Origin of the sequence: Mycolicibacterium sphagni, assembly GCF_002250655.1 — a bacterium.
GTDB lineage: Bacteria > Actinomycetota > Actinomycetes > Mycobacteriales > Mycobacteriaceae > Mycobacterium > Mycobacterium sphagni.
On the sequence record NZ_NOZR01000030.1, the window covers coordinates 56,633 to 70,745 of the forward strand.

Below are 14,113 nucleotides of genomic sequence, written 5' to 3' on the forward strand. Positions count from 1 at the left end.
GCGTTGCTCGGACTGGTTGGCTCGTTGGCTACTTCACCCCGCCGGGACCGCCGGAGCTTCCACCGGAACTGCTATCCGGTGACCCGGGATGGAAGCCGGGCCCCAGGAAGATGTACGAGCCGTGGCTGTACCCGCCGTTGATGTCCTCGACCCGCACGGTGCACGGGCGGTCGCCGTCGGGGCCGACGACCACGATGCTGTCGTCGTATCGCAGGTATTCGCTGTTGTCGTCACTGGCCCGGGCTTCGGAGTCCTGGAAGTCCTCGATGTCATCGGCGACGTTGGAAGGGGCTCCGCTGCAGACGTAGCGGACGGCATTGGGGTCGCTCCCGTACTGCTGATAGTGCCCGGAGATGTAAGACTCGACGTCCTGGTCGGCACTGATCTGCATGACGCCAAGCACCAGGCACACGACCGCGGCGACCAGCATGACGCCGGCGATCACGAATAGTCGGGTGCGGGTCATGGCCGCCACCTGCTTGTCGTATAGACCGCGTTGCCGCCACGCGCACCGGGATAAAGATGCCAGGTCTGCCACCGCCAGCCGGGCCCGTCGGGCGTCGCGTTCAATGCCGTCAGGGCCGCGTCGTCGCCGGGAAATGCCCCGCCCAACCATTGGGGTTCTCGGTCACACTGCTCACGCAGCCACTGGGCGAGTCGGCGAAACGATGGCTCGTCGTACTGAGTGGTGCTCGAATGTAGTTGGTAGCCAGGAGCATTGGCGGATTGTGGTAGATCGCAGGCATTGTTGTCGACAGTGCAGGAAACCTGTTCGGTGAATTGGTCTTTGGGCGGATGGTCGACGCAGATGACGTGCGACGCACCCAGTACGCCCAACTCGAGGGCGCCGCCGGACGGATGGCACAGCCGGGCCGTGGCGAGCGGTTCGGGTGCAGGGGCGTTGAGCGCCAAGCGCAACCGCGTGCCGGTGACATCGACGGGGGAGACCCGCAGGTGATGTAGGGGCATGCCGGACTTACCTGGCTGGCGGGACGGGCGGCGCCGGGTAGACGATCAGCTCGGCGGGCGAGAGGGCCTTACCCGTGGATATCTCCCATGGCATGTCGGGGGACCAGCGTTCGAAAGACAGCAGCAGGGTCTTGCCGGCGTCTGAGTAGTCGATGAAGTCCATCTCGCCGCCGGGCGGCATGCCGCCGGTCTCGCCCTCGGTGGTGTAGGACGCGTGGCCGTGTTCGGACTCGTGCAGCGTCGCGCCGTCCACCTCGAGCAGGCCGCCCGGTTGCAGCTCCAGGTCCTCGCGGGTGACCCACAACGTCAGCTCCAGCCGGCCCTCGTTGTCCTCGACGCTGAACCAGAGCGGCTTGTCCCCGCCCTCGAGCAGGTGTTCCCACCACACATACGGACCCTGCCGGTAGGTGACCGAGCCGCGCACGACGTAGTCGACGCCGCCGTAGCTGACGACGGCTCCGGGGCCGAGCTGGCGCGGGCCGAACTGCGGGGCGTTGTCGGCGGCCAGGGGGTCCTGGCGGCCCGTCGCGGTGTGGTGCGTGCGTGACCGCCGCAACCCCAGCACGAAGAAGACGACCGCTCCGATGAACAACGCCGCGGCGACTGCGATGAGCACGTATCCCACGTCAGACCTCTCGTCGCGCAGCTGCTCTGTTCTTCGGTGGCATAACGGTACAGCGAATCCCGCCGGCTTGCCGTCGACTGATCGTCGCAGGTAGACGCGCAAAAGAAGCGAATTTTCAGCAAATGCACAGTGTCATGCCAGCTTTGCGAACCCGGCTACATCCGCTACTATCTGCGTATGAATGCAGATAAGCAGCTGGCTGACGACCATGCGCACTTCGTTGTCGAGGTGTTCCGCATGCTGGCCGACGCCACCCGCGTGCAGCTGCTGTGGGCATTGATCGACGGCGAACTCAGCGTCAACGACCTCGCCGCATGTGTCGGCAAGCCTCCGCCGTCGGTGTCGCAGCATCTGGCCAAGCTGAGAATGGCTCGCCTGGTACGCACCCGGCGCGAGGGCACCCAGGTGTTCTACCGTTTGGAAAACGACCACGTCCGTCAACTCGTCACCGATGCGGTCTACAACGCCGAGCATGCCGCCGGCGGGACGCCCGCTCACCACCGCGGTGTTCACGAACTTCCCGGCCGGGGGACCGCCTGATGGCTCACACCCACGACCACGGTCACACCCATGACCACGCAGGCCGCGTCGACGACGCGCTCCGCGACAGCGCGGCGGGCATCCGGGCCGTCAAGATCAGCCTGCTCGTACTCGGCATCACCGCGGCGATCCAGGTGGCGATCGTCGTCGCATCGGGATCTGTTGCGCTGCTGGCCGATACGGTCCACAACTTCTCCGACGCGCTGACCGCGATCCCGTTGTGGATCGCCTTCTCGCTAGCCCGGCGCACCGCGTCACGCCGGTACACCTACGGCCTCGGCCGTGCCGAAGACCTGGCCGGGCTGTTCGTCGTCGGCGCTATCGCTGTCTCTGCGGTGGTAGCCGCGGCACAGGCCATCGACCGACTGATCCACCCCGCACCGATGTCCCATCTCGGCTGGGTGGCCGCGGCCGGGGTCGCCGGGTTCGTCGGCAACGAAGTCGTCGCCCTTTACCGTATCCGGGTGGGCAAGCGCATCGGGTCTGCGGCGCTGCGGGCCGACGGGATGCATGCCCGCGCAGACGGTTTGACTTCTCTGGCCGTGGTGCTCGGGGCCATCGGAGTGGCCCTCGGCTTTCCTGCAGCCGACCCGATCATCGGACTGCTCATCGCCGCGGCGATCCTGTTCGTGATGGTCGCCGCGGCCCGCGAGGTGTTCGCACGACTGCTCGACGGCGTCGACCCCGACCTGGTCGACACCGCCTACCACACGTTGGGCGTTCAGCCAGGAGTCCTTGGTGTGCAACGAGTTCGGATGCGATGGGTCGGTCTGCGGCTGGACGCCGACGTCGAGCTCGACGTCGACCCCCAGCTGAGCCTTCGCGAGGCACACGCGCTGGCCCACCACGCCGAGCACGCGCTGACCCACGCGATCCCCAAGCTGGATACCGCCGTCGTGCACGCCTACCCCGCGCACACGTACTAGGTCCAGGCCATAGAGTCCACCCCATGACGGGAACCGGGACCTCGCGTGTGCGGATAGGTGTTTTGGGCGCGGCGCACATCGCGCCGATGGCTCTGATCAACCCCGCCAAGCAGAACTCCGAGGTTGTGGTGAGTGCGGTGGCGGCGCGTAATCCTCAGCGTGCACAGACCTTTGCCCAGAAGTACGGCATCCCAACGGTGCACGACAGCTACGCCGCACTGGTCGCAGACCCCGGTATCGATGCCGTTTACAACCCGTTGCCCAATGCCATGCACGGCCGCTGGACACGGGCGGCATTGGCCGCCGGCAAGCATGTGATGTGCGAGAAGCCGCTGACTGCCAACGCTGCGGAGGCTCGCGAAATCGCCGCGCTGGCAGACGAATCAGGGCTGATCGTGATGGAGGCCTTCCATTACCGCTACCACCCGCTGGCCTTGCGGATCGAGGAGATCATCGCCTCGGGGGAGTTGGGTGCGCTGACCCGAGTGGAAGCCACCCTGTGCTATCCCCTACCGAAATTCTCCGATATCCGCTATGACTACGCGCTAGGCGGCGGAGCGCTCATGGATGCGGGCTGTTACACGGTGCACATGGCCCGGACGTTCGGCGGGGAAACGCCGGAAGTCGTTTCGGCACAGGCAAAACTGCACGACCCGCGAATCGACCGCGCCATGACCGCGGAGCTGCGGTTCCCGAGCGGTCACACCGGGCAGATCCATTGTTCGATCTGGTCGTCGGACGTGCTGAGAATGAGTGCCCGGGTGATCGGGGAGCGCGGGCACCTGCACGCCATCAACCCGCCGATGCCCCAACTGGGACACTGGCTCTCCGTCCGCGCCAATGGCAGCAGGAGGGCCGAACGATTCGGCCGCCGCACGTCCTACGCCTACCAGCTCGATGCTTTCGCGGCCGCGGTGCTGCGCAATGAACCGGTGAAGACTCCGCCGCAGGACGCCATCGAGAACATGACCGTGATCGACGCCATTTACCGCGCCGCCGGCCTTCCGCTGCGCGAGCCTGCCTAGCAGACGTACTGGATACCGATTCCCTCCGGCGGCGTCGCCTGCCGTGCGCACGCGAACGCGTCGACTCCATCGGCGCTCAGTCGCACCGCTGACTGGTGCGCGTAGTCCACGCACAACAGGGCGGTGGCGTCGGTGCGGCAGCGGTAGTCGCCGAATGACAGTGAAGCCTCAGACGGCAGTTCGCGGCCCTGCCCGTTCGCGAAGCGGCCCGGGTCGCCGTGCGCCGAACCGACCTGCACGCTGCCGCCGCCGAAGTCCACCCAGCCGCCCTTCCACTGCCCGTAAACATCCTGCGGCCGAGGCGGGGGATCGTTCAGGTCCACCAGGCACGCCAGCGCCGGGGAACCGTGCTTGGCATCGGTCATGCAGGTGGTGCCTGCCGGCGTGGTGAACGCGACGTCGTCGCCGAGATCGGTGGTGACACCGCCGCGTAGTGCGATGTGGTACTGGGTGGAATCGAGCGGCGGAGCGGCCTCGATCCACTTGGTGGCCTCGGCGATCGGCACGCCTGCCGCAGGTGCCGGTGTCGCCGAGGTGGTCGACGTCGGTGATGGCGGGGCTGTCGATGACCCCGACGTGCGCGACGGAGTGATCGGTGTCAGTTGAGTCTGGCGCGCCTGGCCGCTCGTTGACCCGGAACATCCCGCGACCAGCAGCGACGCGGCGAGTAGCACGGCGATCCGCATCCCGACAGGCTAGCGGTACCGGCCCGGCGTGGTTGTCAGGCGCGTCGAGACGCCAATTGTTCGCTACCGTCAGGTAATGCACGAACACACCGTCCGCGCTACCACCGGCAGCGGCGTCGTCGAGGGATTCACCCGCAGCGGGGTGAACAGGTGGCGTTCGATTCCCTACGCCCGCCCGCCGGTCGGGGCACTGCGGTTCCGCGCGCCGCAGCCGCCGCAGACCTGGCGCGGGGTGCGGTACTGCCACGGTTTCGCTAACTGCGCCCCTCAGCAGCGGCGTTACACGATGCTGGGGGTGGGTAAGTACCAGCCGATGGGCGAGGACTGCCTGACGCTCAATGTCGTGACCCCGCAATGGCCGGACGCCGAGCCGGATCACGAACCGTTGCCGGTGATGTTCTTCATCCACGGCGGGGGCTACCTCATGGGCAGCTCGGCCACCCCCCTCTATGACGGCGCCGCACTGGCCCGCCGTGGCTGCGTCTATGTGTCGGTGAACTATCGCCTCGGCGCGCTCGGCTGCGTCGACCTGTCCGCGCTGTCCACGCCGGACACCCCGATCGACAGCAACCTTTTCCTGCGTGATCTGGTGATGGCGTTGCGCTGGGTGCGTGACAACATCGGAGCCTTCGGTGGCGACCCGCACAATGTGACGATCTTCGGCGAGAGTGCCGGCGCGCATGCCGTCGCGACGCTGCTGGCCGTTCCCGACGCCGAAGGCCTTTTCGCCCAAGCGATTTCCGAGAGCCCGGCGTCCGGGTTGGTAAGCGGCCCGCAGACCGCCGCCAAGATCGCCGGGAAGTTCGCTGCCCTATTGGGGGCGGGCCCGGACGACGGCGCCGAAACGGTGATGCGCGCCCGGCCCAGGGACTTGGTCGATGCACTGGATACCCTGCTGGTCCGGAGTCTGGATGACATGGATGGCGCTTTCTCGCTGGGACCTACCTATGGCGACGACATCCTGCCCGACGACCCGGTCGAGGCCATGCGGCGCGGCGCGGCTCACAAGGTGCCATTGATCGTCGGCACCAACGCTGACGAGGGCAAGCTGTTCACCCGATTCATGAAGCTGCTGCCGACCACTGAGTCGGCGATCGAACGGCTGCTGTCTACCGCTGAACCCGAAGCGCGAGAACGTATTACGTCCGCTTACCCGGGATACCCGAAACCGGCCGCCTGCGTTGCTCTCGGTGGCGATTTCGCATTCGGGACGGCCGCCTGGCAGATCGCCGAGGCGCACAGCCTCCATGCGCCCACCTACGTCTACCGCTACGACTATGCGCCGCGGACGCTGCATTGGTCGGGACTTGGCGCCACCCACGCGACCGAGTTGCTCGCCGTCTTCGACATCTATCGCACTCGGTTCGGCTCGGCGTTGACGGCGGCGATGGACCGGCGGTCGGCGCTGACCGTGAGTCGCGACCTGCAGGCGCGTTGGCGTAGCTTCAGCCGCACCGGCGTGCCCGGCGAGGGGTGGCCCCGCTACACCGAACCGGAGCGTCCGGTGCTGGTATTCGACCGCCGTACTCGGGTCGAAAACGACCCGAACGCACTTCGCCGAACGGCCTGGGAAGGGTTTTCGCTAGCCAGCAGCTAGCGTGACCAGGTTCGAGTTGACACCCGTCAAGAAATGACGGGAAAACCCTTCGTCTGGCCCCGGGTCTGGCCTAAGTTTGGTCGCGTGCAGACCAACGACATCGTCATCGAAACTCCGGGAGACTTGACCGCCGAGTGGCTCAGCGCTGCCATCGGGGCCGCCGTCGCCGGATTCACCGTCGACCGCATCGGTACCGGCCAGATGAGCGAGTGCTACCGGGTCGGGCTGACGTACACCGACGGCGCCGACGGTCCGGCCTCGGTGGTCCTCAAGGTCGCCGCCACCGATCCGATGAGTAGGCAGACCGGCCTGGCGCTGGGTCTCTATGAGCGGGAGGTGAAGTTCTACTCCGATGTGGCGCCGCGTCTCGGCGGCCCGATCGCCGAGTGCTACCACACCGCGTACGACCCGCATACCGGAATCTTCGCGCTGCTCCTCGACGACGCCGCCCCGGCCGAGGTGGGCGACGAAATCCGTGGCGCCACAATTGCCGACGCTATGTTGGCGCTCGCTGAGCTGGGCCGTCTGCACGCCCCGGTGATCGGCAACGAGAGCCTGGCCGAGGCTGAATGGCTCACCCGTGCCGCTCCGCTGAACCAGGCTCTGGTCGGGCAACTGTGGGCCGGATTTGCCGATCGCTACGGCGATGCGATCACTTCCGATCAGCGGCTGGTGTGCGAACGCCTGGTGGCCAGCTTCGACGCCTACCTCGCCAATGAAACGGTAGCCGAGCGAGTCAAGGGCCTGGTACACGGCGATTATCGGCTGGACAACATGCTGTTCGGTCGTCCCGGTTCCCGGCGCGATCTCACCGTGGTCGACTGGCAGACCGTCACTTGGGGCCCAGCGATGACCGATGTCGCCTACTTCATCGGCTGTGCTATCGCGGTCGAGGACCGTCGCGCGCACTACGACGAGCTGCTGCGCGCGTATCACCAAGGGCTTGGCTCTGATTCGGTGATCACCCTGCACGAGGTGCGAGACGGTGTGCGGCACCAGAGTTTCGCGGGCGTGATGATGGCGGTGGTCTCGGCGATGCTGGTCGAGCGCACCGACCGGGGCGACCAGATGTTCTTGAAGATGCTCGATCGGCACACCAGCCACGTACTCGACACCGGCGCACTGGACATCCTGCCGGTACCGGCAACGCGAGAGGCCTTGACGCCCCACCCCGACGAGGAGAGTGCGCATACGCCAGGCGACGAGCCGCTGTGGAATGAGAGCTGGTATTGGGATTTCGCCGACCCGTCGCAAGGTGTGGGCGGCTGGATCCGGCTCGGGCTGGTGCCCAATCAGAATGTCGCGTGGATCAATGCCCTGGTGTGCGGTCCCGATATGCCGACCATCGCGCTCGTGAACTTTGAAGCACCGTTGCCCGCCGATCCCGCGATCGCGCGGGCAGATGGCGCCGAACTGCGCCACGGCGCGATCACACCGCTGCAGTCCTATCGCGTCGAAGTCCGTGGCACCGCACAGGAATACGACGATCCGTCGGCCTTGCTGCGCGACGAACCCGGTCGGCCGGTGGATCTGGAAATGGACCTCACCTGGACGACGGTCGGCACGCCGTATACGTACCGCATCACCACGCGTTACGAAATTCCCTGCACCATCACCGGAACCGTCACCATCGCCGGGCGGGTGTACCAGTTCGACGCCGTGCCGGGTCAGCGTGACCACTCCTACGGTGTCCGCGACTGGTGGAGCATGGACTGGGTCTGGAATGCGCTGCATCTCGACGACGGCACCCATCTGCACGGTGTGGATATCCGGATCCCCGGTATGGGCCCGGTCAGCGTCGGTTACCTTCAGCGCGCAGGCGACGCGGTTACCGAGACGACGACCGTCGCAGCCGATGCGACCTTCGCCGACAACGGATTACCGCTCACCACCGTCATCACCTACGAGCCGGGGCCGGTGCAGGCCACCATTGACGTCCGCGGCCATGCACCCGTGCGGTTGGTCGGGCCCCAGGGCCAGATCAGTCAGTTCCCGCGGGCCTGGGTCACCGTCGACACCGCCGACGGCAGGCACGGGTCCGGGTGGGTAGAGTGGAACCGCAACCTCTAAACCCCTTGCAACGGTGGCACTCTGGCGCTGGTGACCCTACGCACTTTGTGCTTGGCGCCGCCAACCTCAACGGCACGGTCGGGCTATCGGGGAGGCTTCCGTTGGGCTGCTTCAATCTGGTCTAGCATCTGACTTACGTTGTCCAAGCAAGAAGATGGATTGTCGGCGTTCTCTGGATCCAGCGGTGTGGCCGAGCTCGTGCACGCGACGGCCGTACCGTGGCCGAGTGGACGCAGCAAGTACCCGGCGCCCTCGTCGACCAATCCCCAGCCCAGATTTTTGGCACGTTCTTTCAGCTCGAGAAACTGCGCACTGAGACCGGCGCGCTGAACCGACTCATCCCCGCGGCTTGCTGCCGCCATTGTGTCCCCCAGGACTGAACCTCGCCGACCCAACGCAGCCGTCGTTCGCATCAATTGAACAGGACATACACGGCGAGCATAGACCCGAACAGAAGTTTGCAGTGCATTTACAGCTGCGGGCTTTATCCGGCTAGCTGGCATGTGGGGGCACGGCAGGGCGTTGCTCTTGTGCTCGACTCCTCCGGTTTGCGTCGAACCGAGCTTTGGAAGGGCGCGGCAGCGTGCGACTTGGCTATCGCGGCGTCAAAACTCCTGTGCCACAAGGAGTATCACTGCGATGAGATGTCCGGGTGGTCACAGGCCCGCTGAATCGTCGTCGAGTTCGTCGCGGCGCAGGGCCATCGGTGTCGCCACCGGCAGGTCGCCGCCGGCGATCACCAGGCGGGTGATCGGGGTGAGCGCCTGGAACAGCCGCTGCACGGCTGCGTCGTCAAGGGCACCCAACGCGCTCAGGGCCAGCGTGTCGGTCCGCAATTCGATGTGGTCCTTCAGCGCTCTGCCCGCGTCGGTGAGAGTGCATGCGGGCGTGAGCAATCCACGTTCGGCGAGGCTGTGCATGCACGCGTCCCACTCCTCGTCGGAGTAGTCCCTGCTGTGCTTGATGAAGTCGGCAGGCACCGCTCCGGCGGCCACATGGAACACGTTGGATTCGCGGCCGCCGATGCCCTCGCTGACCAGAGTCGCCACGTGGCCGTCGCCGCGGTGTTCGCGCAGCAGCGTCGCAGCATGCCACAGGGCAGCCAACGGACTGTCGGGCCACGGGAGAGCCAGGTTCGCCGCGAACAGCGGTCGGCCGTCGAGCGGTGCGCCCCGCGCCGCCACACCGGCGAGCTCGGCGGCCTCAGCCACGCCGGGCGTGTCGTCGCTCAACCCGTACCCACGCAGCGCATCGACTGCGGTGTTCTGCCGGACCTGAACCATCTCGGCCGGCGACGCGATGTCCCAGATCGCAGGCACCGCCTTACGTACGCGCTCGGTGGAGAAGTTGTAGAAGATCGCGTTGACCACCTCGACCGGCACCTGGCCGAGCGGCGCGGAGCGGGCGGCGAAGTAGCCTCGCCAGAACCCGATGAACCCCATGGCGTCCAAGCTGCTTCGCACCCCTGGCGCGAAGTAGGTGATGCCGTGAACGGGTTCGTAGCGATCGAAGAAACGGCGTGCCAGTCCCGGTGTTCTGCTCACCGTGACAGTCAACCACCGTCGAGGAAACGCTCGTCACAACGGTCTATTGGTATCTTGCACGCGGACCCGCGGGATTCCGCGCCGCTGACATGTTCTGGGAGGTCATGATGCGACCGACGATGGTGCTCCCGCGCCTGAGCGCCGCGCTGGTGGCAGCGGGTCTGGCCGCGGCGGCGCTGAGTGGGTGTTCGTCCAACGCCAACACCGGTGTCTCGGTGTCGAAAACGGACCTCGAGAAAGACATCTCTACGCGGCTGGAGAAGGCGGGGCAGAAGCCGCAGACGGTTACCTGCAAGGACGATCTGCAGGGTGAGGTCGGCAAGAGCACCCGCTGCGAGGTCGTGATGAGTAGCACCAATGCCTTCGAACCCGTCGTCACCGTCACCAAGGTCGACGGCACTACTGTCAGTTACGACATGACGCCGGCGATGTCCAAGTCGCAGTTGGAGAAAGGCGTGGCAGACCTGCTGCCGAAGGTCTCTGGGGCCACGGTCGACTCGGTCAGTTGTGATGGTGGCCTCGACGGCAAGCAGGGGAACCAGACGCATTGCGACGTGACTGCCGGCGGCACCACAACCAAGCGGACCGTCGTCGTCACCAAGGTCGAGGGCCTGATGATGTACTTCAACGTGCTGCCGGTGCTGGAGAAAGCGCAGGTGGAGGGCTCTCTGCTGGATCAGCTTGCGGCGCAGCTCGGGCGCAGGCCGGACTCGGCGGACTGCACAGGGGACTTGGAAGGCAAGGTCGACAACACCGTCACCTGCACGGTGGTGGCCGGCCAGGAGACCCAGGACTTCAAGATCACGGTCACCAAGGTCGACGGTGACCGGATCGACTTCAACTACGCGCCGGCCACCTGATTTTCGGCCGGCTGGGATAGGTCGTCGGCCAGGGCGGCGGCCGACTCGTCGATGATGGCCCGCATCGCGCGTTCGGCCGTCGCCGCGTCGCGCAGCCGCACCGCCCGCGCCACCTCGTCGTGCAGCGCGATAGCGGCCGGATTCGGTCGGGTGGGCATCATAGCGTGATGCGTCCGTCCGGCCAGCACCTCGGCGACCACGTCGTTGAGCGCCCGGAACATCTCGTTACCGCTGGCTTCCAGCAGTGTGCGATGAAAAACCTTGTCCGCCAACAGGTATGAGTCCAAGTCGCCGGAGCGGCCATGGACCACCATGTCCGATACGGCGGCCGCCATGATGCGGCACTGGTGCGGGTCGGCGCGGCTCGCGGCCAACGCGGCGGCAGCCGGCTCGAAACCACGCCGTAGCTCCGACAACGACGTCAGTTGAGCGACGCGGTCACCGGAATCTAGACGCCAGCGAATCACCCTGGGGTCGAACACATTCCACTTGACAGCGGGCTGGATAGTGATGCCGACCCGCCGTCGGGGAGCGACCATGCGCATGGACTCCAGCACCCGGATGGCCTCGCGGGCCACCGAGCGTGACACCCCATGCTCGGCGCTGACGCCGTCGAGGGTCAGAACCTGGCCCGGTTGATAGCGCCCCGAGACGATGCCTTCGCCGAGCGCGCTCAGCACATTGCTGTGCAGCTCGCTGACCATTGGCTCTGATGTCACTCATACATAGTGTCATATATGGCTGGAGGCGCTTTAAAAGCTGATTCAACACCCTAGGTTGTTGCAAAAGTATGACTATTGATGAATGCTGTGTGGCATGGCCCACAGCAGGGTAAACGCAGGCATGGCTTCACCCATCGTCGTCATGGGGGTGTCGGGCTCGGGGAAATCGACGGTGGGCGCGGCGCTGGCTCAGCGGCTGCGGGTGCCGTTCGCCGATGCCGACGACTTCCATCCGCCGGCCAATATCGCCAAGATGTCGGCCGGACACGCCCTCGACGACGACGACCGCTATCCCTGGCTGGAAACCATCGGCGACTGGCTCGCCGACCATCGCGACGGCGGGGTAATGAGCTGTTCGGCGCTCAAGCGCAAGTATCGCGACCAACTCAGGCGGCACTGTGCCGACGTTCGGTTCCTGCATCTGAGCGGAACCACGGACGTCATCGCTCGCCGGCAGGCAAGCAGGCCCGGTCATTTCATGCCTGCGGCGTTGCTCTCGTCTCAGTTCGACACCCTTGAGCCGCTCGATGCCGACGAACACGGAATCAGCATCGACGTCGACCAGAGCATCGACGCGATCATCGACAGCTACGTAGCCCGCGCCCAAGGAGAGTGACGCCGATGAACCTGCACGCCGCCATATTGGCCGACGCGCCCAAGTTAGCCACCCCGGTGGCTCCGGGCTGGCAGCTCATCCTGGCGTTCCTGGTGGGTATCGCTGTGATCGTCGTCCTGATCACGGTGGTGCACCTGCATCCGTTCCTGTCGTTGATCTTCGGTGCGCTGGCCGTCGGCATGGTGGCCGGCGAGAACCTCGAGAAGGTGCTGAAGTCGTTCTCCGACGGCTTCGGTTCCACCGCTGCCAGCGTGGGCATCCTGATCGCCCTGGGTGCGATGTTCGCCAAACTTCTGGCCGACTCCGGTGGCGCCGACGAGATCGTCGACACCATCGTCGGACACGCCTCGCCGCGGGCACTGCCGTGGGCGATGGCCCTGGTGGGGGCGATCATCGGCCTGCCGATGTTCTTCGAGATCGGCCTCGTGCTGCTGATGCCGGTCATCTATCTGGTCTCGCGGCGCTCCCAGCTGTCACTGGTCACCGTCGGAATTCCCGCACTGGCAGGCCTTTCCGCGATGCACGGTTTCGTGCCGCCGCACCCGGGACCGCTGGCCGCAATCAGCCTGCTACACGCCGACCTGGGTCTGACGCTGGCTTTCGGTGTGGTGGTGGCGATTCCGACGATCATCGTGGCCGGACCGCTGTTCGGGAAGCTGGCCGGGCGCTGGGTCGTCGTGCAGGCCCCCGACACATTCGGCTCCGGCGAGCTGAGTTCCGAGGAGAGCGGCCATGCTCGCCGGCCGTCGTTCCCGGTGACGTTGTTCAGTGTGCTGCTGCCGGTGGTGCTGATGCTCGGCAAGGCGCTCGTCGACATCTTTATCGACAACGAGAACCAATGGTTCCGAATCACTTTCGACGTGCTCGGCACACCCCTGGTTGCTCTGCTGATCGCGGTTATCGTCGGCATTTTCACCCTCGGGCGCGGGGCCGGGATGTCTCGTACCGACGTGATGAAATGCGTGGAGTCGGGATTGCCGCCGGTCGCCGGCATCATCCTGATCGTCGCCGCTGGCGGCGGCTTCAAACAGGTGCTCGTGGACAGCGGTATCGGCACTTTACTGGCCGATTGGGCCAAAGACGCCAACATCTCGGTCATCCTGCTGGCCTGGGTGTTGGCCGTGCTGATCCGGCTGGCGACCGGCTCGGCGACCGTGGCCACCATCACCGCCTCGGCACTGGTACTCCAACTTGTGGAGGGCCTCAGCAGTGGCATGGTCTCGCTGGTCGTGCTCGCGGTCGGGGCCGGCTCGCTGTTTTTCTCCCACGTCAACGACGCCGGCTTCTGGTTGGTCAACCAGTACTTCCGGATCAGCGTGGTGCAGACCATCAAGACCTGGTCACTGATGGAGACAGTGTTGTCGGTGACTGGCCTGGGCGTGGTGATGCTGCTCAGTCTGGCGATCTGAGCCCAGCGCTCAGCCCTTGACGACCTGCGTGCCGCCGGCCAACTCGTCGTGCTTACCCTGCTTGGTCGGGCTGCTGTTGATCGTCACCGCGATGACGATGTCGGCGATCAACCCGAGTAGCCAGCCCACCCACGGGATCACCGACAGCAGCATGAAGGCGTTGCGAATGGCGGACTGCTGTGCGGTCGGTTTGGCCGCGCCGCCGGGTCCGTGGACGCTGAGCCCGAGCAGCTTCTTGGCCGGTGTCCACCCCTGACTCACTTCGAACCCGACGAAATAGGCGAACGGAATCAGGCCCGAGATCACGCCGGCGAAAATGCCGTAACTGTCGTTGTTATAGAGCGGCAACGAGATCAGCAACACCACGATGCCTGCGAGGATTCCGTCAATCAGGCGTGCGGCGAAGCGAATCCATACCCCGGCACCTTCCTGCCCGACCGGTCCGGGCGGGGGATAAGCGCCGTAACCCGGCTGGCCGTACGGCGGCGGCGGGGGATAGCCCTGCGACCCGGGAGGCGGTGGCG

At 65.9% G+C, this 14,113-nt stretch carries 15 protein-coding genes; 8 read left to right on the top strand and 7 right to left on the bottom strand.

Annotation, left to right across the window (positions count from 1 at the left end; genetic code table 11):
- Nucleotides 1–28: 28 nt before the first annotated feature.
- Genes CG716_RS25960 through CG716_RS25970 form a run of 3 tightly spaced genes read right to left on the bottom strand, consistent with a single transcriptional unit; the run spans nucleotide 29 to nucleotide 1,594 of the window.
- Nucleotides 29–466, bottom strand: coding sequence for a DUF4247 domain-containing protein (locus CG716_RS25960; protein WP_094484030.1), 438 nt, complete (start codon nucleotides 464–466; stop codon nucleotides 29–31).
- Nucleotides 463–969: a DUF2617 family protein gene (locus tag CG716_RS25965; protein ID WP_094484013.1), complete on the bottom strand. Its 507-nt coding sequence runs from the start codon at nucleotides 967–969 to the stop codon at nucleotides 463–465. The genes CG716_RS25960 and CG716_RS25965 overlap by 4 nt, the downstream gene beginning before the upstream one ends.
- Before the next feature lie 7 nt (nucleotides 970–976).
- Complete coding sequence (locus tag CG716_RS25970; protein ID WP_094484014.1) at nucleotides 977–1,594, bottom strand: DUF4178 domain-containing protein; 618 nt, start codon at nucleotides 1,592–1,594, stop codon at nucleotides 977–979.
- Nucleotides 1,595–1,771: 177 nt separating this feature from the next.
- Between CG716_RS25970 and CG716_RS25975 the strand changes: the two genes are divergently transcribed.
- The 3 genes from CG716_RS25975 to CG716_RS25985 are packed head-to-tail and all read left to right on the top strand — an operon-like array spanning nucleotide 1,772 to nucleotide 4,085.
- The gene (locus CG716_RS25975; protein ID WP_094484031.1) at nucleotides 1,772–2,134 is read left to right on the top strand and encodes an ArsR/SmtB family transcription factor; all 363 of its coding nucleotides are present in this window, start codon (nucleotides 1,772–1,774) and stop codon (nucleotides 2,132–2,134) included.
- On the top strand, nucleotides 2,134–3,060 hold the full coding sequence (locus CG716_RS25980; RefSeq protein WP_094484015.1) for a cation diffusion facilitator family transporter: 927 nt from the start codon (nucleotides 2,134–2,136) through the stop codon (nucleotides 3,058–3,060). Before CG716_RS25975 ends, CG716_RS25980 begins: the two co-directional genes overlap by 1 nt.
- 23 nt (nucleotides 3,061–3,083) lie before the next feature.
- Complete coding sequence (locus CG716_RS25985) at nucleotides 3,084–4,085, top strand: Gfo/Idh/MocA family protein (protein WP_094484016.1); 1,002 nt, start codon at nucleotides 3,084–3,086, stop codon at nucleotides 4,083–4,085.
- Here the strand turns inward: CG716_RS25985 and CG716_RS25990 are convergent.
- Nucleotides 4,082–4,771: a hypothetical protein gene (locus CG716_RS25990; protein WP_094484017.1), complete on the bottom strand. Its 690-nt coding sequence runs from the start codon at nucleotides 4,769–4,771 to the stop codon at nucleotides 4,082–4,084. The two genes, CG716_RS25985 and CG716_RS25990, sit on opposite strands and share 4 nt — an antisense overlap.
- Nucleotides 4,772–4,847: 76 nt before the next feature.
- Between CG716_RS25990 and CG716_RS25995 the strand changes: the two genes are divergently transcribed.
- Complete coding sequence (locus CG716_RS25995) at nucleotides 4,848–6,368, top strand: carboxylesterase/lipase family protein (protein ID WP_094484018.1); 1,521 nt, start codon at nucleotides 4,848–4,850, stop codon at nucleotides 6,366–6,368.
- 33 nt (nucleotides 6,369–6,401) lie between these two features.
- Nucleotides 6,402–8,438, top strand: a complete 2,037-nt coding sequence (locus CG716_RS26000; RefSeq protein ID WP_165774305.1) for a DUF7064 domain-containing protein — start codon at nucleotides 6,402–6,404, stop codon at nucleotides 8,436–8,438.
- Nucleotides 8,439–9,094: 656 nt separating this feature from the next.
- Here the strand turns inward: CG716_RS26000 and CG716_RS26005 are convergent.
- Complete coding sequence (locus CG716_RS26005; protein WP_094484020.1) at nucleotides 9,095–9,982, bottom strand: SCO6745 family protein; 888 nt, start codon at nucleotides 9,980–9,982, stop codon at nucleotides 9,095–9,097.
- Between the two features lie 107 nt (nucleotides 9,983–10,089).
- On the opposite strand from CG716_RS26005, the gene CG716_RS26010 reads away from it, so the two are divergent.
- Complete coding sequence (locus tag CG716_RS26010) at nucleotides 10,090–10,842, top strand: DUF4333 domain-containing protein (protein ID WP_094484032.1); 753 nt, start codon at nucleotides 10,090–10,092, stop codon at nucleotides 10,840–10,842.
- Here the strand turns inward: CG716_RS26010 and CG716_RS26015 are convergent.
- A complete protein-coding gene (locus tag CG716_RS26015) occupies nucleotides 10,824–11,546 on the bottom strand; it encodes a FadR/GntR family transcriptional regulator (RefSeq protein WP_207760782.1) in 723 nt (240 codons plus the stop codon). The genes CG716_RS26010 and CG716_RS26015 overlap by 19 nt on opposite strands.
- A gap of 139 nt (nucleotides 11,547–11,685) precedes the next feature.
- On the opposite strand from CG716_RS26015, the gene CG716_RS26020 reads away from it, so the two are divergent.
- Nucleotides 11,686–12,180, top strand: coding sequence for a gluconokinase (locus CG716_RS26020; RefSeq protein WP_094484033.1), 495 nt, complete (start codon nucleotides 11,686–11,688; stop codon nucleotides 12,178–12,180).
- Between the two features lie 5 nt (nucleotides 12,181–12,185).
- Nucleotides 12,186–13,589: a GntP family permease gene (locus CG716_RS26025; protein ID WP_094484034.1), complete on the top strand. Its 1,404-nt coding sequence runs from the start codon at nucleotides 12,186–12,188 to the stop codon at nucleotides 13,587–13,589.
- A gap of 9 nt (nucleotides 13,590–13,598) precedes the next feature.
- On the opposite strand, the gene CG716_RS26030 is transcribed toward CG716_RS26025, so the two are convergent.
- The coding region (locus CG716_RS26030; protein WP_234818039.1) for an RDD family protein at nucleotides 13,599–14,113 on the bottom strand (515 nt) is incomplete at its 5' end.